This window comes from Flavobacterium arabinosi (assembly GCF_048158725.1).
In the GTDB taxonomy this organism is placed as follows: domain Bacteria; phylum Bacteroidota; class Bacteroidia; order Flavobacteriales; family Flavobacteriaceae; genus Flavobacterium; species Flavobacterium arabinosi.
This window is the reverse complement of record NZ_JBLNKX010000008.1, coordinates 60,007-85,444: the sequence shown is the minus strand read 5'-3', so window position 1 is coordinate 85,444 and position 25,438 is coordinate 60,007. Positions and strand designations below refer to the sequence as shown.

The following is a 25,438-nucleotide window of genomic DNA, read 5'->3' as shown; positions in this document are numbered from 1 at the left end:
TGTCTGTCGTTTTGCCGCCCACTTTTTGCAGAACAGTCAGAGACTGATTTACACATTCTCAAAGTTGAAGCTTTTGTGGAGCGGGTTTATATTCCTAATTTATAAATTTATTTACTTGTTTTTTCAGCAGCTTTTTTTGCTTTTATGGCATCAGTGAAAGCTTTATACATTTGCTTCCAGTTGCGGCCATTGTTGTTTAGATACTGCTCCGATTTAGTTTTATAAATTTCGAAGATGGCAGATATTTGTTTCATACTCTTATAATCGACAGCTTGTTCGCGGGCTTGTTTCATATACTTGAGAATAGTTTCCTCTTCCAAGGTTGTCATGTCCGGAACAATGGATTTGTAACCTGCCATAGTAAATTGAACCTTTCCAATAGTATATTTATCCAAGATAAGTTCCACCTGTTCTTCTTTCAGCTCTTTGCGGAGTCCTGTCATCAGATTTTCATGCACTGTTTTTGGCATGGATGACTGAGCAATAATCTGTCGGTCCAGGTCGCTGAGTTGTTGTCCAGTTGTTGGATTAATTCCTGCAGGCACGGTAGTGCCGAGATGTTCGTTGTTCCAGTCGCGAACCGCTTTCAAATGTGTAATTATTACTGTCTGGAGTCTCTGTACTTTTGCGGCATCGTTCAAATTCAAGGAAGCAACCCATTCGGCAGCTTTCTTTTCTTGCTCCTGATTAGAATTGGCTTGTTTTTCTTCTTGGGTCAATTCCTTTTTCTGGGTTTGCTTAGAGTCAGTTTGTTCCTGTGCTGAAGTAGTATTCGAAAGGAATAATGCAAATAATGCTACTGTTAAGATGATTTTATTTTTCATGGGGTTAATTAAAATTTAGTGTTTTTTATAAATGTAAAGATGGGTAGGGATTGTAAATTTGCATTTGTGTTACAAAATTAAATCTCTTCAAGGGTCAAATATTTTTTCCATCCTAATCTTTTGTAGTAAACAAAAAATAGAAATACAGGAAGAAATAAAAATGTTGAATATCTATAGTTAATTGTCATTTTCAAAATAAAATGAAGTGCAAAAATTCCTATTGTAATTCTCCATATCCATTTTATGTTTTTAAATCCGACAACTTTTAAGGTTGTATTTTTATTTTCGGCTGTTTCAATTGTAATTTCTAGACTATAAAACTGACCAATTTTTATGTTGATTAAGTGTCGTCCGTTCGTTATGCTGATTTCTTTAATTTCACCATCAGAAATAATACCCGCTTTTTGTTTGTCAATATAGATTTCATAATCCTTAGTTCTATTTTCGCCAGGTGGTCTTTTAATTGTAATTATTGCCATTATTTAATTTTTGTCTTGCTTCGGTTACATTTCCCTTAAATACAATCATTTTTTCTTACAAAACTTAAAAGGCTAGTTCGGTATTTCAAACTAGCCTTTTGTTTTTTATTGTTGAATGTTTCTGGGGTTTGCGTTAGGGATGGGAGCGGCATCCTTTTATGGAGCGATAGCGGAATAAAAGATATAGCGTACAGCCCGACCCTTGTGGGAACGCCCCAATAATCATCAGTTTTTATTCATACAATGCCTTGTAAGTGGAGCAAGCTCTATAATCAGAAGATTCTGGATCCATACCAAAAGAAGCCCAAGCACTTGGTCTGAAAATCTTTTCTTCGGGAACATTGTGCATGTTTACCGGGATTCGGAGCATGGCCGCCAAAGTGATTAAATCAGCACCAATATGTCCGTAAGTAAAGGCGCCGTGATTGGCTCCCCAATTGGACATCACGCTATAGACATCTTTGAATGGGCCTTTACCCGTTAAGTTAGGGACAAACCAAGTTGTTGGCCAAGTTGGATTGGTTCTTTCATTGATAGTATTATGGACATCTTCAGGAAGTTCAATAGTTTTTCCTTCAGCGATTTGCAATACGGGTCCGATGCCTTTCACGATATTGATTCGGCACATGGTTACCGGCATTTCTCCTTTAGTTTTGAAAGTGGAAGAATAGCCACCGCCTCTAAAATATTCCAGCATTCCTGGTCCCCAAGTGGTGTTTTCTAAACATTTATCCGCTTCACTTTCGGTGATATTCCACCAAGGTTTCATCGCTGGTTTTCCGTCTATGGTTTGTTCGCCTGTTCCGTCCAATGCAGAAGCACCGGAATTAATAAGATGTATAAAACCGTTGGCAGCGTCTCCTTTAAGTTCGTGACCGGTAACTCTTTTCACGGCTTCAGGACTCCAATAGGTTCTCACATCGCTAAAGATTTGGGCTGCACCTGTCAATAAATGACCAAACAACATTGAAATTCCGTTCAAACTGTCATTTTCTGTAGCGAGCATAAAAGGTTGTCTGATGCCGTTCCAGTCAAAGGATGAGGTCAAAATGGCTTCCATAAAATCGCCATTCGGCAAATGGTCTGTCCATTGTCTTTGCCCTTGGAAACCGCCTGAAATGGCATTTCTTCCCAAGGCTTCTTCGCCATATCCTAATGCTTTTAGTTTAGGATTTCCAATCATCAAATCACGACCGATTAATGCCATTTTGACTACAAATTCCCAATCCTTGTCTAATTCGGCTCTTGATTTTTGTCTGTTCTCAGGATTGTAATCTTTTCCTTCTTTGCATTTTTCTTTTGTCCAGGCAAAGGCTTTTTCATATTCTTCCTTGTCGTAGATTTCGTGTTCGATTCTTCGGGAGAATTCGGTCATGTCAATGTTTTCACAACGCATTCCTAAGTAGCTTTCAAAGAAATTAGGATCAATGATAGAACCCGCTATTCCCATGGAAACGGCTCCCATTGATAAATATGATTTTCCTTTCATCGTGGCTACTGCCAAACCGGCTTTTCCAAAAAGCAATAATTTTTCTTGCACATCGGCAGGAATACTGGTGTCATCGCTGTCTTGAACATCTCGACCATAAATACCAAATGCGGGAATCCCTTTTTGATTGTGACCCGCCAAGGCTGCAGCCAAATAAACAGCTCCCGGGCGTTCGGTTCCATTGAAACCCCAAATTGCTTTTGGAATCATTGGATCCATATCGATGGTTTCGCTGCCATAGCACCAACAAGGCGTTACGGTTAAACTCAAGCCAACACCTTCTCTCGAAAACTTGTCGGCGGAAGCGGCCGCTTCGGCAACGCCTCCAATGCAGGAATCCGAAATAACACATTCCACTTTACTGCCATCGGCATGTCTTAAATTTTTTTCGAGGAAATCGGCGGCGATTTTCGCCATATTCATGGTGGATTCTTCAAGCGATTCTCTTACGCCGTCCAATCTTCCGTCAATTACGGGTCTGATTCCTATTTTGGGTAACTGTCCAATTAAATTTTTATAATTCATTATATTATTTTTTAATTTTTAGTTTATTTTCTTTCGGTTTAAATATTTGATAAATAAGTTATCAATTAAATAGTCGTTTATTATTCGGGAAGTTGACTTGAAATAGGTTGTTTTACTTTATGTCCAAATACTCCAAAATAAAGGATTATTAAAAAACAAACTAAAGGAATGATGTATCCGGCTTGGATATCATCGTGTTTGATGTCAATTAAAGTTCCCATTCCGTAAGGAAGTATCGCACCACCTACAATTGACATTACCAACCATGACGAACCTGTCTCGGTATTGGATTTTAATCCTACCAGACCCAAAGAGAAAATCGTTGGAAACATGATTGACATAAAAAATCCAATGCCGCCTAATGCATAAATTATATAAATTCCTGATCCGTAAATAGCAACCAAGCAAAGAAAAACGCTTATTACACAATAGATGGAAAGCAATATATAATCTTTGACGAATTTTAAAAAGAATGTTCCGCTAAATCGACCCGCCATAAACAAGAAACCATAAATACCAAGGTAATAAGCGGCTGTTTTTTCATCTAACCCGGCTTCTTTTTGAGCTATTCGAACAAAAAAACTGGTTACACAAACTTGTGCTCCCACATAAAAAAACTGTGCTACAACTGCCCAACTTAAATGAGAAAACTTTAATACAGAGAAAAATCCAGGTTTAACTTCGACCTCAGTATGTTGTGGTTTCATCGAAGGCAAATGCATGAAATAAAACAAGATGGCCACCAAAACCAAAATACTTCCCAAAATGATATAAGGCAATTTTACGGCTGCAGCTTCTTCCAAAAAATAAGCAGCTTTTGTTGCTTCTGGCATGGCTGTCATTTGTTCTGCCGAATAGTTGACTCCCGAGAGTATAAAAATGCCTCCCAAAAAAGGAGCTATGGTTACGGCCAAACCATTAAACGAAGCGGCCAAATTCAATCTATTGGAAGACGATTCTGGAGGGCCTAATATGGCTGCATAAGGATTGGCACTGGTTTCAAGAATTGTCAATCCACAACCAATTACAAATAAAGCAAATAAGAAAAGTTCGAAGTTTGTGCTATTCGCAGCTGGCACAAAAAGAAATGCTCCTGCGGCAAAAACTAATAAACCAGTAATAATACTGTTTTTATAACCTATTTTTTTGATAATAAGCCCAGCTGGAATAGCCATTATAAAATAGGCAAAAAAGATGGACGTATCTATCAATGTAGATTGTCTGTTGTTGAGTTGGCAAGCTTTTTTTAAATGTGGAATCAAAATACCGTCTAGACCGTGCGCCATTCCCCAAAGGAAAAACAAGCTGGTAATTAAAATAAAAGGCAAAAGGTATTTTTTTCCAGCTCCTACTCCTTTTTCTGTTGGCACTTCATGTTGATCGCCCATTTGGTTCGTTACTTGCATGATTATATTTTTTGGTTTAAGGGTAATTTCTTTTTTACTAATAACAGATGATCACACACCAATACCACTTCGCCTCTTTGGTTAATGATTTCAACGTGTTCTGTTACGGTGCCCATTTCGGGTCTTTTTGCTTCTCCTTTTTCGGAAATGGTGATTTCGGAATGGATGGTGTCGCCTATGTGTACGGGTTTCACAAATCGCATTCTGTCATATCCTTTGGAAAATGCTTCTGGATTAATTTCGGATGCGGTCAAGCCAATACCAATGCTGAAAACCATGGTTCCATGGGCAATACGCTGACCAAAAGGTTGTGTCTTACACCATTCTTCGTCCATATGATGCGGAAAAAAATCTCCCGTGTGGCCTGCATGAACTACAAAATCGGTTTCGGTAATGGTTCTGCCTAATGTTACTCGTTTATCGTCGATTTGATACTCTTCGAAAAATGTGGATTTAAAATACATATTTTTAAGTGTTGTTTTGTTAACCAAATAAGGAATATATGGTCATTTAAGTTTTTTACTGTTATATTTCAGCTTATACGACTTTATATTCCTTATGTAGTTTAAATTGTGTTATTATGTTTTTTACAATATTTTAAGCGAATCGTATTTTTATAATTCATCTAAGGAAACGCCGCCATTTTTATTACTGATGTAACAAGCCTCAACCACTTTCATGGTTTCTAAAATGTCTTGCACACTTGTATGTAAGATTTGATCAGAGCCTTCTTTAAAGCGCATCAAATTTGACATGGTGCCGATAAAAGCCTCCGGAAACCAAGAACCTTCGAGCTCGATTTTTTTCCATTCATATTCTTTCTCATTGCCTTCAAGGGGTAGCGCATATTCAAATGAGTCTTGCAATCCGTCAGGATAATTCATCAACAAGCCCATCTTAGCTTTTATTGCTCCTTTTGTCCCTTCCCATTTAATATAACTTTCTTCATGTTTAGGGCCAAAATGATGATCGTGATTGGTATTAATTACCACATGCATAGTTTCGCCATAATCCAAAATAATACTAGACCTACTCGAAGATAATTTTTTTAACGGATGTTTGGCTGTTTTTGCCATCACGCTTTTAGGATTTCCTAAAAACGAACGAATACAATCGATATAATGCACACTATGAAAAAGGATTTCCAATCTTGGATGTTCCTTGATAAGTGGGAACAATTCCCATGGGGTATTAACGGTAACTTTGAATTCTAAGTCGTATAATTCTCCAATAATTCCTTGGTTGATAATATGTCTGGCTGCACTGACAAAAGAGGCAAAACGCAATTGAAAATTTATCGCCGCCACTAATTTTTTTCTTTCGCAAACGGCTACAATTTCACGGGCCTGTGCTAAATCATTACCCATTGGTTTTTGAATAAGTACTGCAGCACCATCTGGCAATTGTTCTAATATTTCTATGTATTGATCGGGAAGAACCGTAATGTCATAAACAGCATTTTCGGGTGCATTTTTTACTGCATCGGCAACGTTTTCAAAAACATGGTCTATTTTGAATTTTTGGGCAAGATCATGTGCTTTTGAAAGTGTTCTGTTTGTAATACCAAAAACTTTAAACCCAGCCATTTCATAGGCAGGCAAATGGGCATCTTTCACAATTCCACTGGCTCCAATAATGATTATTGGTTGTTGCGTTTTAGGTAATAATGGTTTATAAGGGATATTCATGTTTTTTTAAATAATTTTTTGAATAGTATTTTGCGTTTCTTCCAAGAGTTCTCCAGATGGAATATCGCTTTCTAATGCTTTAAGTACCATTTTGTCTATCAATTCGGCAATTTTCGGCCAAACGGGGGTTTGTGGTAACGTTAAAGCGTGTTCATGAAGCATTCCTAATTTGTGATAAAAAGGAATAGTCTCATTAATTTCGGGATCATTCCAAGTGGATTTGCGACAGCCAATTCCTCCTTCTTCCGTTAATAATTTATCACCTTCAGGTGTGGTGGCAAATCGTAGAAAATCATATGCCAGCTTTTGATGCTTGCTTCCTGCGCCAATAGTATACAGCCAATACACATTCAGCGAAGCTGTTTTGTTGTTTTTATCGTGGGGAAGTTCCGTAATGTCTACTTTGCCTTTCACTTTTGATTCCTCGATTACTTCACACATCGATGCAAAACCAAACCAATTGATTGCCAAAGCAGCTTCTCCTTTGGCGAAAGCCATTCCCGCTTCTACGGAACCAAAATCTTTTGATTTGGGATGAACAGCATTTTTATTATTGACTATGTTTCTGTAATAATCTAAAGCTTCAACTGCCGCGGAGTGGTTGATGTCAATTTGATTTTGAGCATTTAATAATGATCCTCCTCTGGTCCATAATTGCAAGCAAAAATCAAAAACCATGTTGTGACCGTCAGAATAATTTGCAAAAACGCAGCCATAAAGGTTTTCTTCTGGCCTGTTGAAAAACTCCGCTATTTGGGTAAATTCTGCCCATGTTTTTGGAGGATGCAATTCATAGCCAAATCGTTTTTTGAAATTTTGCTGTTCAGCAGTATTTTCAAATAAATCTTTTCTGAAAATCAAACATTCCGGTCCATCATGAAAAGGTAATCCATATGTTCCGTTGTTAATTTGTTGTAAATTCAGCAAAGATTGATGCCATCCGTCAGGATAGTTTTGAGGGGGATTTTGAGCAATGAATGGCGTTAAATCTTGAACTGCTTTTTCATTTACAGCTTCAAATATCCAATCGGTATTCATGTGTGCAATATCCCAGTTTCCGTTTTTTAAGCCTTTATTTGTGATAGTTTCTTCATACAAGTCATGCAATTCCAAAGGAATCATTTCAGCTTCAATACGTATGTTATTTTCTTGGCAAAATAAATCCCATAGCTTTTGTAACGTGCTTTCAAAAGGTCCGAATTTTCTAACTGCTATTCTTATTTTTTCCATTAGCAATTAATAAATTCTTTTAAAATCTTCTCATTATCCTGTCCTAATTTTGGGGAACCTTTGGTTGAAGTAAAAAATTCACCATCTATTTTGATTGGGCATCTTGTAGTTTTATACGAATAGCCATCTATCATTTGAACTTCCTGTACGAAATCTAAAACTTTAAAACCTTCTTCTGTAAACAATTGTTGGTAGTTTAATACACTCGCACACCAAATATCTGCAGGTTCCAAAATACCCAACCAAAATTCAGTATTCTGAGTAAGTAGGTGAGTGGCTAGAATATTCTTAATTTCGTCTCTTAAACCAAATTTATTCTCAGGAAATTGCAAAAGTGCCTCGCATTTTAAAAGCGCAGCCAAAACCGGAATAGACCCCATTGCCAAAGCTAAATAGCCATTATTGGTTTTGTAGATTCCATAAGGTGCTCCTAAATACGCATGCGCATTGTTGCTTTTTGTTCTTACGGGTAATTGGCCACCGTCATTAAAATAGGTAGTAATGGTTTCAAACTGAAAATCAAAAGCAGATTCCAGCATACTCACCTGAACCATTGCCCCAATATTATGAACAGCTTTTCTATACAATGCCGCTAAAATTCCTTGTGCCAAATGGGCTCCAGCCAGCATATCTACAATCGATAAACCCATTGGTACCGGTCCATCATCTTGATTTCCGCTTAACCATGTTAAGGCGGTTAAAGATTGTAATAATAAATCCTGTCCAGGTAAATCTTTTAATTCGGATTTTGTACCGTAGCCAGAAATTTCTGCATAGACTACGTTTGGATTAATTTCTTTTACGTCATCATAACTTAAGCCCACTCGTTCCATCACTCCAGGTCTGAAATTATGCATCACCACATCTGCTTTGGCCAACAGTTTTTTTAATTTTTCGAGTTCAGCGGGCTGTTTAAAATCTATGGCAAACGATTCTTTGTTTCTGTTGATGGTATGAAATACGGAAGATTCTCCATTCATTATCAAATCAGAAGTATATAAGGTTCGGCAGATGTCTCCAGTGCCGGGTTTCTCAATTTTTATAACACGAGCTCCTAAGTCAGCTAATCGCAAACTGGCTGATGGGCCTGAAAGAAACTGGCTAAAATCTACTATTAAATAATCTTCTAATGGTTTCATCTACTCGTTTAAAAATTGTTCATGTATTATTAAATTATCCTCTCCAACTTTTGGGGCAGCTTTAGTGTTAACTAAAATTTCACCGTCCAATTGAATAGGACTTCTGGTTGTGACCAATGTTTCTCCCGCTGAATTTTTTACCGTTTGTTTCAATTGCAAATCATTCACAAAAGACTGATTGTCCAGGTCATCATAATTTAAGACTTTTCCGCACCAAACACCTTTACTTTGCAATAAATCCAGCCAATGTTCGGAGGTTTGTGTACTTAGTCTGGCGCTCAACAATTCTCTTATTTCATTCCTCGAAGCAAACCATTGGTGCTTGTCGGCGTATTTTTCTAAATTAATTTCCAATAGATTTCCAATGCAAAGCAAGTCGCCCATTGCTAGGGATATATAGCCATTTTGAGTTTGGTAAACGCCATAAGGAGCGCTTAGAAAGGCATGCGCACTTCCTTTAACATCTCCTCTTTCAGGCAATTGTCCGCCATCATTCAAAAAGGAGGTAATCGATTCGAACTGAATATCCAAAACAGATTCAAGTAAACTCACTTCTACCAAAACTCCTTTTCCTGTTTTTGCTCTTTTGAGTAATGCGGTTAAAATTCCTTGTACAAAATGATTGCCACACATTAAATCGGCCACAGCTAAACCAAAAGGAACTGGTCCTTGACTTTTCCTGCCGCTTAACCAACTTAGGCCCGATAGCGATTGTAACAGTAAATCTTGTCCCGGTTTTTTAGCCCATGGACCCTTCTCGCCGTAACCAGTAATTGTTCCATAGATTATTTTGGGATTAATAGCTAATGCATCCGCAAAGGTTAAACCTATTTTATCCATTACGCCCGGTCTGAAATTATGGGTCATAATATCAGCCTTGGCGATGAGTTTTTTCACTAAAGCTAAATCTTCAGGATTCTTAAGATCGGCAGCAAACGATTCCTTATTTCTATTGATGGTGTGAAACAATAAACTGCTTTCGTCAACAAAAAGATCTTTTATGCTGAGTTGTCTGCATGCTTCGCCTTTTATAGGGCGTTCAATTTTTATTACTCTTGCTCCTAAATCGGCTAATTTTAATCCCGCTGACGGGCCTGCCAAAAACTGGCAGAATTCTAATACTACTAATCCTTCTAATGGTTTCATGTAGTTTGTAAGTTTAAAGACTTCACATAAAGCGCATTTAATTCTTCTAAAACAACGTCTTCGTTTCCGCCATTCATCAAGTAATCACGAACAACATCGCCGGCATGATCTTGAAAATACATGTGTCCGGAATATCTTGGACGCAAGAAAGCTCTTTCTAAGGCTGGCAAAGTATTTTTAAAATAGTCGTGGGTCAATTGATTGATTCTGTCGCTTTTCCATGCTTGTAGGTGACCTGGTTGTCCGCCATTGTCAGCAAATATATTTTGTTGCACTTGCGATGAAGCTGTGAATTCAGCATATTTAATTGCTTCGGGAATATGTTCACTAAATGAAGAAACCGCTAAACCTGTGCCGCCCAAAGAGCTAATCATAGGTTGGTTGTTTAGACTTACCAAATCATAAAAATGAAGCAGTTTTCTACTGTATCCTATTCTGGAATAATTGGAATATCCATATGCAAAAGGGCAATAGGCTATTTCGTCCGAGTTTACCATGGCTTCATACACCTGAATGGGATTCCTGTTAAAATTAGCAACATCAATTAATTGTGCTAATTCTCTAAACATTCGTAATGCCTTTTTTCCTGTTTCTGGAGAAATCACTTTTTCTTCAGATTGAAACGGAGCTTCGCCAAGACTGCAGCAATACATATAGAAACTCATTAAGACATCAACTGGAATTCCGGCAAAAGCTACCAATCCTTTTTTGGCTAAAGCCAATAAATCGGCATAAGTTTGAGGAACTTTTAATCCTTGTTTCTCTAAAATATCCAATCGCGCCGCTGCTACCGGAGTTGCCGCATCAATTGGTAACGCCCATAGTTTATCGCTAAAAACATAGCTTCCATAAGAACGGCCAACGGTATTTATTTCTTGATCTTTTATGTATTCAGCAGAAAGGTAATCCGATAGCGGGAGGATGGCATTTGTTTGTGCTCCAAAACCCGTCCATGGATGGTCAATAACCAGCAGGTCGAATCTTTTGGCTAAATCTTCTATTGAAGCATCAGCAAATTCTTGTAAACTTCTTTTTTCCCAGCTAATCTCGATTCCTGGATTTAGTTCGGTAAAACGCTGAGCTGTTGCTACCATTGGTAACAAGCCTCTGGTGTGATTCCAAGTTATTCCTTTTAATCTCTTCATTTTATTTCTTGTAATTAGTATTTATAGTGTCACTTTAGATGTAAAAAAGTCAAAATGACAATTACAAATGTAAAAATAAGATTGGATTGTGCAACACTTACAAATGTAAATAAGACACTTTAGTGTGCGGGAGTTTATGGTTTTGTTTTGTTTTGATCCCTTCCAAAGCCTCCAAACTGTCCTTAGGATAGAAAGTCATAAAGGTTAAATGAATGATTTTTTCTCCTTAAAAGAGTAAATTCCTGTTTTTATTGTAAAAATAATGCGCTTTACTGGTCTGATTTTGTGGAATATATAATTTCAACTACGGTCCGAATTGTTTAAATTAGCTAATTTTATGTAAATTTTATCTTTAACATTTATTTTCTAAAATGTTTAATTTAACAATGTTTTTTTTATATTATATGTTTATTTATGCTGTATATTTAAAATATTATTTAAAAAGTTTGGAATATAAATATTATAAAGTATATTTGTGCAATCGATTACATTACCTATTAATTCAATTTAGATTTCTTGCTAAACCGGTCTAATAGATTAATTTTAAGGCTAGTATTTATTTTTAATATGAAGTTGGATTTATTGCAACTTTTTTAGTGAATCAAGATGTAATCAAAACTAATTTAATATTTAATTTTCTATAAATAATTGAAACTATGAACGAAACAAATAAAGGTATTGGTAATTACCGTTGGTCAATTTGTGGTTTGCTCTTTTTTGCAACTACCATCAATTACTTGGACAGACAAGTGCTCTCTTTGACATGGAGCGATTTTATTGCACCTGAATTCCACTGGACCAATAACGATTATGGAAATATTACGGCCTTATTTTCAATATTTTATGCAGTATCTTTATTATTTGCAGGAAGATTTGTAGATTGGTTAGATACCAAAAAAGGATTTCTTTGGGCTATTGGAATATGGTCTATAGGAGCTTGTTTACATGCATTTTGCGGTATTGCAACAGCAGGGATAATAACAGGCGAATGGTTTCTTGGTTTTGAAGGAGCAAAAGAAGTAATTCGTAATGTAAATGATACTGGGATGGTAATTAACGTGAGTGTTACCTTATTTATTTTTGCTCGTTTTGTTTTGGCAGTAGGTGAGGCTGGGAATTTTCCTGCCGCTATTAAAACTACAGCTGAATATTTTCCTAAAAAAGACAGAGCATTCTCTACCAGTATCTTTAATGCTGGTGCTACTGTTGGGGCATTGGCTGCTCCAATTTCCATTCCATTTATTGCAAAATCTTTTGGTTGGGAAATGGCGTTTATTATTATAGGAGCCTTAGGTTTTGTTTGGATGGGATTTTGGGTTTTTATGTATGATAAACCTGAAAACCATACAAAAGTTAGTGCTGCTGAATTAGAATATATCCAGCAAGATGACATTGCTGATAGTAAACTAGAAGGATACGTGCCCGAAACTGCTACCAAAGTATCTCTTATGGATTGTTTTAAGTATAAACAAACTTGGGCTTTCGCTTTTGGTAAGTTTATGACAGATGGTGTGTGGTGGTTTTTCTTATTCTGGACGCCTGCATATTTAAGTTCTGTTTACGGAATGGATTCTACAGAAGCCGCTTTGCCACTATTTGTTCTGTACATGATTACTTTGCTTTCTATCATCGGAGGTTGGTTGCCAACTTATTTTGTTGAAAAGAAAGGAATGAATCCATATGAAGGTAGAATGAGAGCCATGTTGATTTTTGCATTCTTCCCATTATTAGCCTTAATAGCACAACCTTTGGGACATATTAGCTATTGGTTGCCGGTAATTATAATTGGTATTTCAGGTGCAGCTCACCAATCTTGGTCGGCTAATATCTTTACAACAGTTGGAGACATGTTCCCTAAAAAAGCAATCGCTACCATTACTGGTATTGGTGGTCTGGCTGGTGGTATTGGTTCTACTATGATCAACAAAGGTTCAGGATTATTATTTGATTATACCAAAGAAACTAATATGGCTTTTATGGGCTTTCAAGGGATTGAAGCTGGATATTTTATCATTTTCTCCATTTGTGCGGTTTGTTACTTAACAGGTTGGGTTGTAATGAAATCATTAGTTCCTAAATATGCTCCAATTACGGATTTGTAATATTAGTTCATTATAAGCCGCTTTTTACTGATTGAAAACTTAGAGTATGCCTATTGGGTACTATTCTGAGGCTTAAACCTATACTTTATATTTAGTGAAAAAAGGCTTGTTTTCAATTCAACTTAATGGATTGAAATAAAAATTTGAATCGCAATAATTTTCAATAAAATCAAATTTGCAGTAAAATAGAATCTCACAGAAACAAATTAAATTTAGATAAATAAAGTAATTAATTATTATATGGATCCAATTTTTATCATTTTAATAGGAACTTTAGTAGTCCTTTTTTGTATCATCGTATTAAAACTACATGCTGTTATTTCTTTGTTACTCGCAGCTTTAGTTACCGGTTTGCTGACTTCTTCAGACCTTATTTATGAATATGCGATTCATAAAGGAATGTCAATTCAAGATTCTCAGTCGTTGTCAAACGAGGGAATCGGAAAACGATTAGCGGATGCTTTTGGGAATACCAGTGGAAAAATAGGAATTTTAATCGCTTTAGGTTCTATTATTGGAGCTTGTTTGATGAAAAGTGGGGGTGCTGAACGCATTGTGCGCAGTTTCTTGGGATTGTTTGGAAAGAAGAATGCTTCATTGGCTTTAATGTGTGGTAGTTTTTTATTGGCAATTCCAGTATTCTTTCAAACTGTTTTTTATCTGATGCTGCCTTTGATAAAAAGTTTAGGAATCCATAGTCCTAAAAAATACAGTCTTTATTTAATGATGGTTATTGCCGGCGGAGTTATGGCTCATTCCTTAGTGCCGCCAGCTGCAGGACCATTGTTTGTTGCTCAAGCCTTAGGTATTGATACCGGAACCATGATAATGGGAGGGTTCATTGTTGGGATATTCACTAGTTTGTGTGGGTATGTTTATGCACTTTGGGCTAATAAAAAATGGAATTTACCTATGCGTGATACTCCAGATATCAGTATTGAAGATCTGAAAACTTTAGCCGAAAAAGACAATTCAGAATTACCGGGTTTATGGATTTCTGTTATGCCAGTCATACTGCCCTTAGTTTTAATTACGGTCAATACTTTTTCTGAAATGTCAAGCAAAGTAGATCAGGCCAGTTTGAGTTCGTTTGAAAAGTACTGGAATTCGGCTTTTGCTGTTTTAGGGGATCCTAATATTGCATTAGCAATTTCTGCAGCAATAGCGGTATTTTTATTATGGTCAAGGTTGAAGGATACTAAGAGTTTCCAAAAAGTAATCACCGAATCTATAAGTAGTGCGGGAGTGATTATCCTTATAACCACTTCAGGAGGTGTATTTGGAAAGATGCTGGAACAGACAGGAATCGGAATTAGTTTAAGTGGTTTGGCAGCAAGTTATCAGATGGCTGTTTTGCCTTTAGCATTTTTTATAACGGCTGCAGTTCGAACGGTACAAGGTTCAGCAATGGTTGCGATGGTAACAGCTGCAGGAGTTATGAGTGGTATTAGTAGCGCAGGTCTGGAATTTAATCCAGTTTATGTTGCCTTGGCTATAGGTTGTGGTTCTAAAATATTCACTTGGATGAATGACAGCGCTTTCTGGATTGTAACCGAAATGTGTGCGATGGAAGAAAAGGAAACGATTCGTCATTTTTCTTTTCTGTCAATGGTTATGGGATTTTCGGGTTTAATTCTAATTATGATTCTTTCAAAATTTTTACCTTTTATTTAAATGCAAGCAACAAATAACATAGTAATTAAAACTACTCCATTAGATAATGTTGGCATTGTGGCTAATACTCTTGGTTTAGCTGAAGGAACTTTAATTCAAGACGGAATAAAGCTGTTGCAGTATATTCCATCAGGACATAAAGTTGCATTATCCGATATAAATAAGGGAGGAGAAATTATCCGATACGGTCAAACTATTGGATATGCAAATAAATTAATAAAGCAAGGAGAATGGATAGAGGAGTCTAAAATGGACTTGCCGAATCCACCTGATTTGAAATTTATTTCCTTATCAGAGAACAGTATTCCTGTTGTAGAACCTTTGGAAGGATATACTTTCGAGGGGTTTCGAAATTCAGACGGCAGCGTCGGTACCAAGAATGTTTTAGGTATCACTACCAGTGTTCAATGTGTGGCTGGTTTAACCGAACATCTGGTTAAGAAAATTAAACAAGAATTACTTCCCTTATATCCAAATGTAGATGATGTTGTAGCACTCAATCATTCTTATGGATGTGGTGTTGCTATTAATGCTCCTGCAGCAATTGTTCCAATTAGGACCATTAAGAATATTGCAGCAAATCCAAATTTTGGAGGAGGAATAATGATTATAGGATTAGGATGTGAAAAATTAAGGCCTGAAAGTCTTTTGCCTGAAAACAATGACGATTCTGATGAAATTTCTAGTATAACTTATATGCAAGATGAATCCTTTCATGGATTTAATGATATGGTGAAGGGACTTATGAAAACTGCCGAAACCCATTTAAAAAGCTTAAACAAACGTAAAAGAGAAACTTGCCCTGCCTCAGATTTAGTGGTAGGAATGCAATGTGGAGGAAGTGATGCCTTTTCTGGTTTGACAGCTAATCCAGCTGCAGGTTTTGCTACAGATTTAATAGTTCGGGTGGGCGGAAGCGTTATGTTTTCCGAAGTAACCGAAGTTAGGGATGCCATTCATTTATTAGTCCCAAGAACAATAAATCCTACAGTGGGAAGAGCGCTTTTGGATGAAATGAAATGGTATGATGATTACCTTTTGCAAGGTCAGGTGGATCGAAGTGCTAATACAACACCGGGTAATAAATTAGGCGGTTTAAGTACAATAGTGGAAAAAGCGTTGGGTTCTATTGCAAAATCAGGGAAAAGTCCAATAGTAGACGTACTTGGACCTGGTGAAAAAATTCGTAAAAAAGGATTGTCTTTTGCTGCAACACCCGCCAGTGATTTTGTTTGTGGTACACTGCAATTGGCATCAGGTATGAATATGCATGTATTTATGACCGGCAGAGGAACACCTTATGGTTTGTCGATGGTGCCCGTTATTAAAGTGGGATCAAATTCTAAATTAAGTCAAAGATGGTTTGATTTAATTGATTTGGATGCAGGACAGATAGCATCAGGTGAAAAAACAATTGAGGAAATGGGTTGGGAATTATTTTTCTTAATTCTGGATGTAGCCAGCGGAAAGAAAAAAGTTGCCTGCGATATATTAGGATTGCACAATGATTTGGTTTTGTTTAATCCAGGACCACTGACATAGAAATTGAATATAAATTTTTAAACATTATTTACAATGGAATTATCTTATACAAGAATTGAAAATGCATTACGTGATGGATTGTTATCTTTTCCAATAACGGATATGAATGAAAATGGTCAGTTTAACGCAGTCACTTTTGCCGACAGATTGGAATGGTTTGTAAGTCACGAAGTTTCGGCTGTTTTTGTAGCAGGGGGAACAGGTGAATTTTTTTCCTTGTCAAAGGAAGAATACAAACAAATCGTTGGGGTAACCTCTAAAATTATTAATGGAAGAGTACCAACTGTTTCAAGTGTTGGAAGAAGTATTCCCGAAGCCATAGAATTTGCAAAAATAGCAGAAGAGGCCGGAATTGATGCTTTACTTCTAATGCCGCCTTATTTAACAGAATGTCCTCAAAGCGGAATAGTGGAGTACGCCAAAACGATAATGCAAAACACAAAATTACCGGTGATTTATTACAACCGCGGTAATGGGATATTGTCAGGCGAACAGATAAAAAAATTGGCAGATTTATGTCCAAATTTTATCGCTTTGAAAGACGGGACCGGAAACATAGAAGAATTAAACGTTACAATTAAATCTATTGGAAGTCGCTTAGTTTATATTGGAGGCGTACCAACCGCAGAAATTATTTCGGAAGCGTATCTGTCAATTGGGGTAAATACGTATTCTTCAGCAGTATTTAATTTTGTTCCAAAACTGGCAAATCATTTTTATAAGTCCCTTAGAGCGGGGGATACTGAAAAAGTAAACCGTATAGTAAAAGAATTTTTTGTTCCTTTTATTCGCTTGAGAAGTAAAAACCAAGGCTATTCTGTGAGTTTGATTAAAGCGGGTTGTCAATTAATAGGCAAAAGTGCGGGAGATGTTCGTGCGCCATTAATTATGCCTTCAGCGGAGGAGTTATTGGAACTTCAAAAAATTATTGATAAAGAAGAAGAACTTCTGAATTAATATAATGTCTCTCTCAAAAAGCTAATTTTTATTTAACCGCTGCTATTTTCAGAAGTTAATAAATCCTATAAAAAAATACAAATGAGTAATCTCGAAAAATTCTACGCAGTAAATCCTACCAACAATGAATTATTGGACGGAGCGTTTATAAACTCAACGGAAAGCCAGATTGATGCTGCAGTAGAAAAAGCTACTAAAGCTTTTGATGTTTACAGAAAGAAAGATAAAAACAGTATCGCTAATTTCTTAGAGCGTATTGGTGAAGAAATTTTAAACCTTGGAGATGCTCTTCTAGAAAGATGTCATTTGGAAACTGCATTGCCATTGGCAAGGTTACAGGGTGAAAGAGGAAGAACTATTGGTCAATTAAATTTATTTGCTTCCGTTGTAAGGGAAGGTTCTTGGGTAGACGCTCGTGTTGATACGGCTATTCCGGATAGAGCTCCGTTACCTAAATCAGATATCCGACATATGTTACTGCCTTTGGGTCCTGTAGCAGTATTTGGAGCGAGTAATTTTCCCTTGGCATTTTCTGTAGCAGGAGGAGATACGGTATCCGCTTTGGCAGCAGGTTGTCCTGTTGTTGTAAAAGCGCATCCCGCACATCCTGGAACATCAGCAATGGTTGCGGGTGCTATAGAAAAAGCGATGAACGCTTGCGGAATACCTGAAGGTGTTTTCTCATTAATACAAGGGAATACCAATGCGGTAGGTGAAGCTTTAGTGAAACACCAGGGAATAAAAGCAGTTGGATTTACAGGCTCATTTAAAGGTGGAAAAGCATTATTTGATATTGCAAACACAAGATCAGAACCTATCCCAGTTTTTGCCGAAATGGGAAGTACAAATCCAGTTTTTATTTTGCCGGGTATTCTGGAAGAGAAAGCAGAAGCGATTGCAGCAGGAATGGCTGGATCAATAACGCAAGGGGTTGGACAATTTTGTACTAATCCAGGCTTGACATTTGTTCAGCAATCTGATGCTGCCGATAAATTTGTTGCGGACTTAATTTCTAAAATAAATGAAGTTCCTGCTTCAACAATGTTAACGGCAGGAATTAATGCAGCCTACGATAAAAAAATCAAAAGCACTTTGGAAATTGATACTATTGAAGTAATTGCCACTGGAAAATCAGTGGAGTCTCTAAATAGTGCCGAAGCAAGGATTTTTAAAACATCAATAGCAACATTCTTTCAAAATCAGGTATTAGCAGAAGAGAATTTTGGTCCGTCAAACATAATTGTAGAAGCGCAAACAAAAGAACAGATTCTTGATGCTGCCAGAAATCTTGAAGGACATCTTACAGCAACAATCCACGGTACTGATGCTGATTTTGTTGAATTCAGAGAATTATTTGATATCTTGGAATTAAAAGTAGGTAGGATTTTAATTAATGGCTATCCAACGGGTGTTGAGGTTTGCCATTCCATGGTGCACGGAGGACCATATCCTGCAACTACAGCTTCCCAAACAACATCAGTAGGTACAAATGCTATTAAGCGTTTTGCCAGACCAATATGTTATCAAGATTATCCGGATATGTTATTGCCTATTGCACTCAGAAATGGAAATCCCTTAAATATTTGGAGATTGGTAAATGGTAATTTAGAGAAATAAAAATTTTAAAAAAAAGGATAAAGCGAATGCTTTGTCCTTTTTTTTGTGTTTAAGAGAAATAAAATTTAAATGCTTAGTTGGTCCTGTTTTTTATAAAATAGGATAATTTTAAATAAACAAGGAATGGAGAATATAGATCTGAAATCAAAAATAATTCGTTGGGGTATAATTGGTTGCGGTAATGTAACCGAAATAAAAAGTGGGCCAGCATATCAAAAAACTAAAGGGTTTGAGCTTTCAGCTGTAATGAGACGGGATGCGCTTAAAAGTGCGGATTATGCAAAAAGACATGGGATTGACAAATCCTATTCAGATGCGGATAATTTGATTAATGATCCTGAAATTGATGCAATTTATATCGCTACTCCTCCTGATTCTCATAAATTTTATGGACTTAAAGTGGCTCAGGCCGGAAAACTATGCTGTATTGAAAAACCAATGGCACCAACGTATGAAGATAGTCTGATAATTTACAACGCATTTAAGGAAAAGGATATTCCCTTATTTGTGGCTTATTATAGACGTTCATTGCCACGGTTTAATCAAGTAAAAAAGTGGCTTGATGCTAATGAAATAGGTGATGTCAGATGCATTAGCTGGAATTTTAGCACACCGGCATCTGATGTTGATTTATCAGGGAATTACAATTGGAGGACAGATTCTAAAGTAGCACAAAGTGGTTATTTTGATGATTTAGCCAGTCATGGTTTAGACCTATTTGTGTACTTATTGGGTACCGTAAAAGCCGTATCGGGCTTTGCTGTTAATCAGCAGGGATTGTATACTGCAAATGACGCTGTAGCTGCTTGTTGGGTTCATGAATCTGGAATTACGGGAACAGGTAGTTGGAATTTTGGTTCGGGAATACGGGAAGATCATGTTCAAATTATGGGTAGTAAAGGGAAGATCGAGTTTTCTGTATTTGATGAAAACCCAATTCGAATGACTACTAAACAAAGCCAAATGGAATTAGTTATAAAACATCCGGAGAATGTTCAGCTTTATCACGTAGAAAATATGCGGGAACATTTGCTTGGAAATATGGTGCATCCCTCCAGTGGAGAATCAGGATTACATACCAGTTGGATCATGGACAAGATTATTAGGAATATTTAATTTAACTCGTTTATTAAGCTGGTTTTATCTCATAATTGTAAATAATTTCCTTTAAATTTTATCAAATGACACTAATTATGTTGTTTTTTTTACAGTTGTAACAATTTTTTTTATAAAAAATATATAAATTAATACAATTAAAAAGTATATTTGTGCAATCGATTACATAAACTATTTATTATGACAAATTTTTCTTTTAGATACGCCTCAAATCCTAATGACGTAAATAAATATGGAACAAACGAGTTGAGAGAGCAATTTTTAATTGAAAAGCTATTCGTTGAAAATGAAATACAACTGACTTATTCTATGTATGATAGGTATATTGTTGGTGGTATAATGCCCGTTGGTGGAAGTTTAAAATTAGAAACGATTCCTTATTTGAAATCTGAAAACTTTTTAGACCGAAGAGAATTGGGAATTATAAATGTAGGAGGAAGCGGAACGGTGACTGTTGACGGTGTGCAATATGATTTACAAAAAAAAGAAGCTTTATATGTAGGCCAAGGTTGTAAGGAAGTTATTTTTTCTGGAGCAAATGGGGAGCAACCTTTATTTTATATTAATTCGGCACCGGCTCATAAAAAATTTCCAAATAAAAAAATTGGAAGAGAAGATGCTGAAATCATTCAATTGGGAGAAGAAAAAACTGCCAATAGAAGAGTTTTAAACAAACTAATAGTAAATAGTATAGTTGAAACCTGTCAGTTGCAAATGGGGATTACGGAATTGTTACCGGGTAATGTTTGGAATACAATGCCTGCTCACACTCACAACAGACGTATGGAAGCTTATTTCTATTTTGACATAGAGGCGCCACAGACTATTTGCCATTTTATGGGTGAGCCTCAAAACACAAGACATATTTTCATGCAAAACCACCAAGCGGTTTTGTCTCCTGAGTGGTCCATCCATTCTGGTGCGGGAACTTCAAATTATTCTTTTATATGGGGAATGGCTGGAGAAAATTTAGATTATAGTGATATGGATATTTGTCCACCTAATGAATTAAGATAATTGACTATGAATTTATTTAACTTAAAAGGGAAAAGAGCGCTCATAACCGGAGGAACTCATGGTTTAGGTTTGGCAATGGCTGAAGGATTGGCAATTGCTGGAGCAGAGCTTGTAATTACAGGGACGACTCCAAGTAAAATGGAAGAAGCGCTGGAGTATTATAAAAGCAAAGGATACACTGTGTCTGGATATTTATTTGATGTGACGGATGAAAAAGCGGCTGCAGAAAATATTGAATTAATTACCAAAGAGTTAGGAGAGATTCATATACTGGTCAATAACGCTGGAATTATTAAGAGAGAATTGGCGATAACAATGCCTGTTAATGATTTTAGAAAAGTGATAGATGTAGATTTAGTTGGGCCTTTTATTATGTCACAATTAGTTGCTAAGCAAATGATTGAGCGAAAAGAAGGTAAAATAATTAATATTTGCTCTATGATGAGTGAATTGGGACGAAATAGTGTTTCTGCTTATGCTGCGGCAAAAGGAGGTTTAAAAATGCTTACCCGAAATTTAGCCACAGAATGGGCAAAATATAATGTGCAAGTAAATGGGATAGGACCAGGTTATTTTGCAACAACACAAACGGAACCTATTCGAGTTGATGGGCATCCGTTTAATGATTTTATAATTAATAGAACACCAGCTGCGCGTTGGGGTAATCCTGAAGATTTAGCAGGTACAGCCGTCTTTTTAGCATCAAAAGCGAGTGATTTTGTTAATGGGCAAATTGTATACGTTGATGGTGGGATTTTAGCTACCATCGGAAAACCTTCAAATGAAAATTAATATTTAAGAAATTTATAATGAGCACAAAGTTTATAAACGATAATTTTTTATTAGAGAATAAATACGCTGAAGAATTATATCATAATTATTCTAAAAATCAGCCTATTATTGATTATCACAATCACTTATCACCACAACATATTGCCGAAGATACTATTTTCGATAATATTACAAATGTGTGGATAAATGGAGATCATTACAAGTGGCGTGCTATGCGTACTCTTGGAATAAATGAACAATTTATTACAGGAAACGGATCGGATAAAGATAAATTCATGAATTGGGCAAAAACGGTTCCATACACAATGCGTAATCCATTATACCATTGGACGCATTTAGAACTGGCACGTTATTTTGATATTTATGATTTATTAAACGAAAAATCTGCAGAGAAAATATATCTTGAAGCTTCCGCCAAAATAAATTCGGCAGAATATAGTACTCAGAATTTGCTTCGAAAAGTAAATGCAGAATTTGTATGTACTACTGAAGATCCAATTGATACTTTAGAATACCACCAACAATTAGCAAAAAGCTCTTTTGAAACTAAAGTTAGTACTGCTTTTAGACCAGATAAAGCTATTTTAATTTCAAATGACGGGTATAATGCTTACTTAGATACTTTAGGTGAAGTAGCGGGCGTTTCTATTAGTTCTTATGCTGATTTGTGTACGGCGTTAATAAACAGAATTGAATATTTTGATAAAAATGGATGCAAACTTTGTGACCATGGTTTAGACCAAATCTATTTTGAAAACTTTACAGAAAGTGAAGTAAATTCAATATTCAAAAAGAAAAGAGAAAATCAAGCAATTAGTAATGAGGAAGCTTTAAAGTTCCAAAGTGCTATTTTATTATTTTTAAGTGAAACGTACCATCAATATGGATGGGTTCAGCAGTTCCATTTAGGAGCGTTAAGAAATAATAATGCACGTATGCATAGAATTTTAGGTCCTGATACCGGATGGGATTCTATTGGAGATTATCCACAGGCTCAAAAATTATCCGGTTTTTTAAATGCTTTAGACAGTAAAGATAAATTGACAAAAACAATTATTTACAATCTGAACCCTGCTGATAATGAAGTTATGGCTACCATGATTGGAAACTTTAATGATGGAAGCGTTAAAGGGAAAGTACAATTTGGTTCCGGATGGTGGTTTTTAGACCAAAAAGACGGAATGACTAAACAATTGAACGCACTTTCTAACATGGGATTGATTAGTTGTTTTATTGGAATGCTAACGGATTCAAGAAGCTTCTTGTCTTTTCCAAGACATGAATATTTCAGACGTATTCTTTGTAATCTTTTAGGAGATGAAATTAAAAGAGGCGAACTTCCTAATGATATGGAGTGGATTGGTAAGATGGTTTCAGATATTAGTTATAATAATGCGAAAGAGTATTTCAAATTTTAATACTTAAGAGAAGAACTATAATCTTATATTAATTATGAACTATTTGGCAAGCAATCTTTTTTTTAAAGAAGAAGAAACCCAATGGGAAGTTGTAGGTGAAGGCGTGCAACGTCAAATAGTAGGATTTGATGATAGGGTTATGATGGTCAATGTTAAATTTGACAAAGGAGCAATAGGACCTTTGCATAATCATCATCACACTCAAGTTACTCATATTGCCGAAGGTAAATTTGAAGTAACTATTGAAGATGAAACAAGAATATTAAAAAAAGGAGATTCCTTTTATATTCCTTCTGATAAAATACACGGTGTTGTTTGCTTGGAAGAAGGGATGCTTATAGACGTTTTTAGTCCTATAAGAGAAGATTTTATGAAATAGACAAACATTTAATTTTATATATAATGAATAAAGTAGTCTCTTTTGGCGAAATAATGTTACGTCTTTCAACAGAAAGGCATTTGCGTTTTGAGCAAGCAAAAGCATTTACAGCTTCCTATGGTGGAGGTGAATTTAATGTGGCTGTTTCTTTAGCTAATTATGGTGTAAATGCAGAGTTTGTAACAAGGCTTCCCAATAATGAAATAGGAACTTGCGCGTTAAAAGAAATGCGAAAAATGAATGTAGAATCCAAAAATGTAATTTATGGAGGAGAACGTTTAGGAATCTATTTTCTTGAAACAGGTGCTGGGACCAGAGGAAGTAATGTAGTTTATGACCGTGCTCATAGTTCTATGGCAACCATTGAAAAAGGTGCTATTGATTGGGAAAAAGTATTAGAAGGTGCTACTTGGTTTCATTGGAGTGGTATTACGCCAGCCATATCTGAGAGCGCTGCTGAAGCCTGTTTAGAAGCGGTTAAAATAGCTCATAAATTAGGGATTCCTATTTCATGTGATTTAAATTACAGGTCTAAATTATGGCAATATGGTAAAACCCCAAGTGAGGTGATGCCTGAACTATTGAAATACAGTAATGTGATTTTAGGAGATATTGATACGGCTTATTTTATGTTAGGAATAGCTAAAGTGAATCCGAATTATCAAGATGAAAAAACACTTCCGGCTTTGTATACCAAGTTGTTTGAATTATGTCCAAACTTAAAAACAGTGGCAACTACATTGCGTTATTCTGTAAGTGCTTCTCATCAAAGAATTGGAGGTGTTTTATTTGACGGTAAAACCATTTATAATGCAGCCGTAAAAGAAGTGACTCCCGTGGTAGACCGCGTAGGTAGTGGTGATGCTTTTATGGGTGGATTAATTTATGGTTTGTTGGAATATCCAAATAACGATCAAAGAGCGTTAGATTTTGCAGTTGCAGCTTGTTGTTTAAAACATACAATAGCAGGAGATTACAATTTAGTTACCTTAAAAGAAGTTGAAAATATGCTAGATGGTGATTCCGCCGGATTAGTTTCAAGATAAATAAAAAATTATGGCAAAATATTCAAGAATAGAAGTAGCAAGTGTAATGGCAAAAACAGGGATGGTTCCATTGTTTTTTCATACCGATGTTGAACTAGGAAAAAAAATTGTAAAAGCCTGTTATGATGGTGGAGCACGTCTGATGGAATTTACCAGTAGAGGTGATTTCGCTTTTGAAATTTTTGGAGCGCTTAATAAATATGCATTAGCTGAATTACCGGGAATGATCTTGGGAGTTGGTTCTATAACGGATGCCGCAGCAGCTTCACTTTATATGCAATTAGGAGCTAATTTTATAGTAACTCCAGTTTTAAGGGAAGATATTGCGATTGCTTGTAACCGTCGAAAAGTATTGTGGTCTCCGGGCTGTGGTACTCTTACTGAAATTGCACGAGCAGAAGAATTGGGTTGTGAGATTGTAAAATTATTTCCTGGAGATATCTACGGGCCAAATTTTATAAAAGCAATAAAAGGACCATGCCCATGGACGAGCATCATGCCTACTGGTGGTGTTTCAACCTCTGAAGACAACTTAAAAGGTTGGTTTGACGCAGGTGTAACATGTGTAGGGATTGGATCTCAACTTATTTCTAATGAAATCTTGGCTAATAAAGATTATGATGGATTGAAGCTGAAAGTACAAGAAACCTTAGCTATAATTGATAAAGTTAGAAAAAAATAAAAGAACAATTCGCTTTAAAGCTTGT

22 protein-coding genes are annotated in these 25,438 nt (G+C 36.2%); 12 read left to right on the top strand and 10 right to left on the bottom strand.

Annotated features, from left to right (window positions below):
- Positions 1 to 107: 107 nt before the first annotated feature.
- From ACM55K_RS15330 to ACM55K_RS15285, 10 genes are all read right to left on the bottom strand, one after another.
- Positions 108 to 824, bottom strand: a complete 717-nt coding sequence (locus ACM55K_RS15330) for a DUF3826 domain-containing protein (protein ID WP_416851144.1) — start codon at positions 822 to 824, stop codon at positions 108 to 110.
- A gap of 77 nt (positions 825 to 901) precedes the next feature.
- A complete protein-coding gene (locus ACM55K_RS15325; RefSeq protein ID WP_416851143.1) occupies positions 902 to 1,303 on the bottom strand; it encodes a hypothetical protein in 402 nt (133 codons plus the stop codon).
- Between the two features lie 232 nt (positions 1,304 to 1,535).
- A complete protein-coding gene (locus ACM55K_RS15320; protein ID WP_416851142.1) occupies positions 1,536 to 3,317 on the bottom strand; it encodes an L-fucose isomerase in 1,782 nt (593 codons plus the stop codon).
- A gap of 80 nt (positions 3,318 to 3,397) precedes the next feature.
- The gene (gene fucP / locus ACM55K_RS15315; RefSeq protein WP_416851141.1) at positions 3,398 to 4,723 is read right to left on the bottom strand and encodes an L-fucose:H+ symporter permease; all 1,326 of its coding nucleotides are present in this window, start codon (positions 4,721 to 4,723) and stop codon (positions 3,398 to 3,400) included.
- Between the two features lie 2 nt (positions 4,724 to 4,725).
- The gene (locus ACM55K_RS15310; RefSeq protein ID WP_416851140.1) at positions 4,726 to 5,187 is read right to left on the bottom strand and encodes a MaoC/PaaZ C-terminal domain-containing protein; all 462 of its coding nucleotides are present in this window, start codon (positions 5,185 to 5,187) and stop codon (positions 4,726 to 4,728) included.
- A gap of 150 nt (positions 5,188 to 5,337) precedes the next feature.
- Positions 5,338 to 6,411 (bottom strand): Gfo/Idh/MocA family protein, encoded by a 1,074-nt coding sequence (locus ACM55K_RS15305; protein ID WP_416851139.1) that lies wholly within the window; start codon positions 6,409 to 6,411, stop codon positions 5,338 to 5,340.
- A 6-nt stretch (positions 6,412 to 6,417) separates the two neighbouring features.
- Positions 6,418 to 7,641: an extracellular solute-binding protein gene (locus ACM55K_RS15300; protein ID WP_416851138.1), complete on the bottom strand. Its 1,224-nt coding sequence runs from the start codon at positions 7,639 to 7,641 to the stop codon at positions 6,418 to 6,420.
- Positions 7,641 to 8,780 (bottom strand): CaiB/BaiF CoA transferase family protein, encoded by a 1,140-nt coding sequence (locus ACM55K_RS15295; protein ID WP_416851137.1) that lies wholly within the window; start codon positions 8,778 to 8,780, stop codon positions 7,641 to 7,643. The genes ACM55K_RS15300 and ACM55K_RS15295 overlap by 1 nt, the downstream gene beginning before the upstream one ends.
- Positions 8,781 to 9,926: a CaiB/BaiF CoA transferase family protein gene (locus ACM55K_RS15290; RefSeq protein WP_416851136.1), complete on the bottom strand. Its 1,146-nt coding sequence runs from the start codon at positions 9,924 to 9,926 to the stop codon at positions 8,781 to 8,783.
- Positions 9,923 to 11,071 carry an ABC transporter substrate-binding protein gene (locus ACM55K_RS15285; protein WP_416851135.1) on the bottom strand — a complete coding sequence of 383 codons (1,149 nt, stop codon included), beginning with the start codon at positions 11,069 to 11,071 and terminating at the stop codon, positions 9,923 to 9,925. The genes ACM55K_RS15290 and ACM55K_RS15285 overlap by 4 nt, the downstream gene beginning before the upstream one ends.
- Positions 11,072 to 11,727: 656 nt before the next feature.
- Between ACM55K_RS15285 and ACM55K_RS15280 the strand changes: the two genes are divergently transcribed.
- The 12 genes from ACM55K_RS15280 (at position 11,728) to ACM55K_RS15225 (ending at position 25,413) form a co-directional block, all read left to right on the top strand.
- Positions 11,728 to 13,173: an MFS transporter gene (locus ACM55K_RS15280; protein WP_416851134.1), complete on the top strand. Its 1,446-nt coding sequence runs from the start codon at positions 11,728 to 11,730 to the stop codon at positions 13,171 to 13,173.
- Between the two features lie 240 nt (positions 13,174 to 13,413).
- Positions 13,414 to 14,847: a GntP family permease gene (locus tag ACM55K_RS15275; RefSeq protein ID WP_416851133.1), complete on the top strand. Its 1,434-nt coding sequence runs from the start codon at positions 13,414 to 13,416 to the stop codon at positions 14,845 to 14,847.
- Positions 14,848 to 16,389, top strand: a complete 1,542-nt coding sequence (garD, locus tag ACM55K_RS15270) for a galactarate dehydratase (RefSeq protein ID WP_416851132.1) — start codon at positions 14,848 to 14,850, stop codon at positions 16,387 to 16,389.
- Positions 16,390 to 16,422: 33 nt separating this feature from the next.
- Positions 16,423 to 17,346 (top strand): 5-dehydro-4-deoxyglucarate dehydratase, encoded by a 924-nt coding sequence (locus tag ACM55K_RS15265; protein WP_416851131.1) that lies wholly within the window; start codon positions 16,423 to 16,425, stop codon positions 17,344 to 17,346.
- An 81-nt stretch (positions 17,347 to 17,427) separates the two neighbouring features.
- Entirely contained in the window at positions 17,428 to 18,963 is a 1,536-nt protein-coding gene (locus ACM55K_RS15260; protein ID WP_416851130.1) for an aldehyde dehydrogenase (NADP(+)), read from the top strand.
- Positions 18,964 to 19,086: 123 nt separating this feature from the next.
- A complete protein-coding gene (locus ACM55K_RS15255; protein ID WP_416851129.1) occupies positions 19,087 to 20,079 on the top strand; it encodes a Gfo/Idh/MocA family protein in 993 nt (330 codons plus the stop codon).
- A gap of 180 nt (positions 20,080 to 20,259) precedes the next feature.
- The gene (gene kduI / locus ACM55K_RS15250; RefSeq protein ID WP_416851128.1) at positions 20,260 to 21,096 is read left to right on the top strand and encodes a 5-dehydro-4-deoxy-D-glucuronate isomerase; all 837 of its coding nucleotides are present in this window, start codon (positions 20,260 to 20,262) and stop codon (positions 21,094 to 21,096) included.
- 6 nt (positions 21,097 to 21,102) lie between these two features.
- Positions 21,103 to 21,888, top strand: coding sequence for a gluconate 5-dehydrogenase (locus ACM55K_RS15245; RefSeq protein ID WP_416851127.1), 786 nt, complete (start codon positions 21,103 to 21,105; stop codon positions 21,886 to 21,888).
- A 17-nt stretch (positions 21,889 to 21,905) separates the two neighbouring features.
- Complete coding sequence (gene uxaC / locus ACM55K_RS15240) at positions 21,906 to 23,306, top strand: glucuronate isomerase (RefSeq protein ID WP_416851126.1); 1,401 nt, start codon at positions 21,906 to 21,908, stop codon at positions 23,304 to 23,306.
- Positions 23,307 to 23,340: 34 nt separating this feature from the next.
- Positions 23,341 to 23,685: a cupin domain-containing protein gene (locus ACM55K_RS15235; RefSeq protein WP_416851125.1), complete on the top strand. Its 345-nt coding sequence runs from the start codon at positions 23,341 to 23,343 to the stop codon at positions 23,683 to 23,685.
- 23 nt (positions 23,686 to 23,708) lie between these two features.
- Positions 23,709 to 24,731, top strand: coding sequence for a PfkB family carbohydrate kinase (locus ACM55K_RS15230; protein WP_416851124.1), 1,023 nt, complete (start codon positions 23,709 to 23,711; stop codon positions 24,729 to 24,731).
- A gap of 10 nt (positions 24,732 to 24,741) precedes the next feature.
- Positions 24,742 to 25,413: a bifunctional 4-hydroxy-2-oxoglutarate aldolase/2-dehydro-3-deoxy-phosphogluconate aldolase gene (locus ACM55K_RS15225; protein WP_416851123.1), complete on the top strand. Its 672-nt coding sequence runs from the start codon at positions 24,742 to 24,744 to the stop codon at positions 25,411 to 25,413.
- Positions 25,414 to 25,438 lie beyond the last annotated feature (25 nt).

Bases quoted from the DNA above. Each gene is read 5' to 3' on its own strand.
- ACM55K_RS15330 (WP_416851144.1), bottom strand. From the start codon at position 824: ATGAAAAATAAAATCATCTTAACAGTAGCATTATTTGCATTATTCCTT.
- ACM55K_RS15325 (WP_416851143.1), bottom strand. From the start codon at position 1,303: ATGGCAATAATTACAATTAAAAGACCACCTGGCGAAAATAGAACTAAG.
- ACM55K_RS15320 (WP_416851142.1), bottom strand. From the start codon at position 3,317: ATGAATTATAAAAATTTAATTGGACAGTTACCCAAAATAGGAATCAGA.
- fucP (WP_416851141.1), bottom strand. From the start codon at position 4,723: ATGCAAGTAACGAACCAAATGGGCGATCAACATGAAGTGCCAACAGAA.
- ACM55K_RS15310 (WP_416851140.1), bottom strand. From the start codon at position 5,187: ATGTATTTTAAATCCACATTTTTCGAAGAGTATCAAATCGACGATAAA.
- ACM55K_RS15305 (WP_416851139.1), bottom strand. From the start codon at position 6,411: ATGAATATCCCTTATAAACCATTATTACCTAAAACGCAACAACCAATA.
- ACM55K_RS15300 (WP_416851138.1), bottom strand. From the start codon at position 7,641: ATGGAAAAAATAAGAATAGCAGTTAGAAAATTCGGACCTTTTGAAAGC.
- ACM55K_RS15295 (WP_416851137.1), bottom strand. From the start codon at position 8,780: ATGAAACCATTAGAAGATTATTTAATAGTAGATTTTAGCCAGTTTCTT.
- ACM55K_RS15290 (WP_416851136.1), bottom strand. From the start codon at position 9,926: ATGAAACCATTAGAAGGATTAGTAGTATTAGAATTCTGCCAGTTTTTG.
- ACM55K_RS15285 (WP_416851135.1), bottom strand. From the start codon at position 11,071: ATGAAGAGATTAAAAGGAATAACTTGGAATCACACCAGAGGCTTGTTA.
- ACM55K_RS15280 (WP_416851134.1), top strand. From the start codon at position 11,728: ATGAACGAAACAAATAAAGGTATTGGTAATTACCGTTGGTCAATTTGT.
- ACM55K_RS15275 (WP_416851133.1), top strand. From the start codon at position 13,414: ATGGATCCAATTTTTATCATTTTAATAGGAACTTTAGTAGTCCTTTTT.
- garD (WP_416851132.1), top strand. From the start codon at position 14,848: ATGCAAGCAACAAATAACATAGTAATTAAAACTACTCCATTAGATAAT.
- ACM55K_RS15265 (WP_416851131.1), top strand. From the start codon at position 16,423: ATGGAATTATCTTATACAAGAATTGAAAATGCATTACGTGATGGATTG.
- ACM55K_RS15260 (WP_416851130.1), top strand. From the start codon at position 17,428: ATGAGTAATCTCGAAAAATTCTACGCAGTAAATCCTACCAACAATGAA.
- ACM55K_RS15255 (WP_416851129.1), top strand. From the start codon at position 19,087: ATGGAGAATATAGATCTGAAATCAAAAATAATTCGTTGGGGTATAATT.
- kduI (WP_416851128.1), top strand. From the start codon at position 20,260: ATGACAAATTTTTCTTTTAGATACGCCTCAAATCCTAATGACGTAAAT.
- ACM55K_RS15245 (WP_416851127.1), top strand. From the start codon at position 21,103: ATGAATTTATTTAACTTAAAAGGGAAAAGAGCGCTCATAACCGGAGGA.
- uxaC (WP_416851126.1), top strand. From the start codon at position 21,906: ATGAGCACAAAGTTTATAAACGATAATTTTTTATTAGAGAATAAATAC.
- ACM55K_RS15235 (WP_416851125.1), top strand. From the start codon at position 23,341: ATGAACTATTTGGCAAGCAATCTTTTTTTTAAAGAAGAAGAAACCCAA.
- ACM55K_RS15230 (WP_416851124.1), top strand. From the start codon at position 23,709: ATGAATAAAGTAGTCTCTTTTGGCGAAATAATGTTACGTCTTTCAACA.
- ACM55K_RS15225 (WP_416851123.1), top strand. From the start codon at position 24,742: ATGGCAAAATATTCAAGAATAGAAGTAGCAAGTGTAATGGCAAAAACA.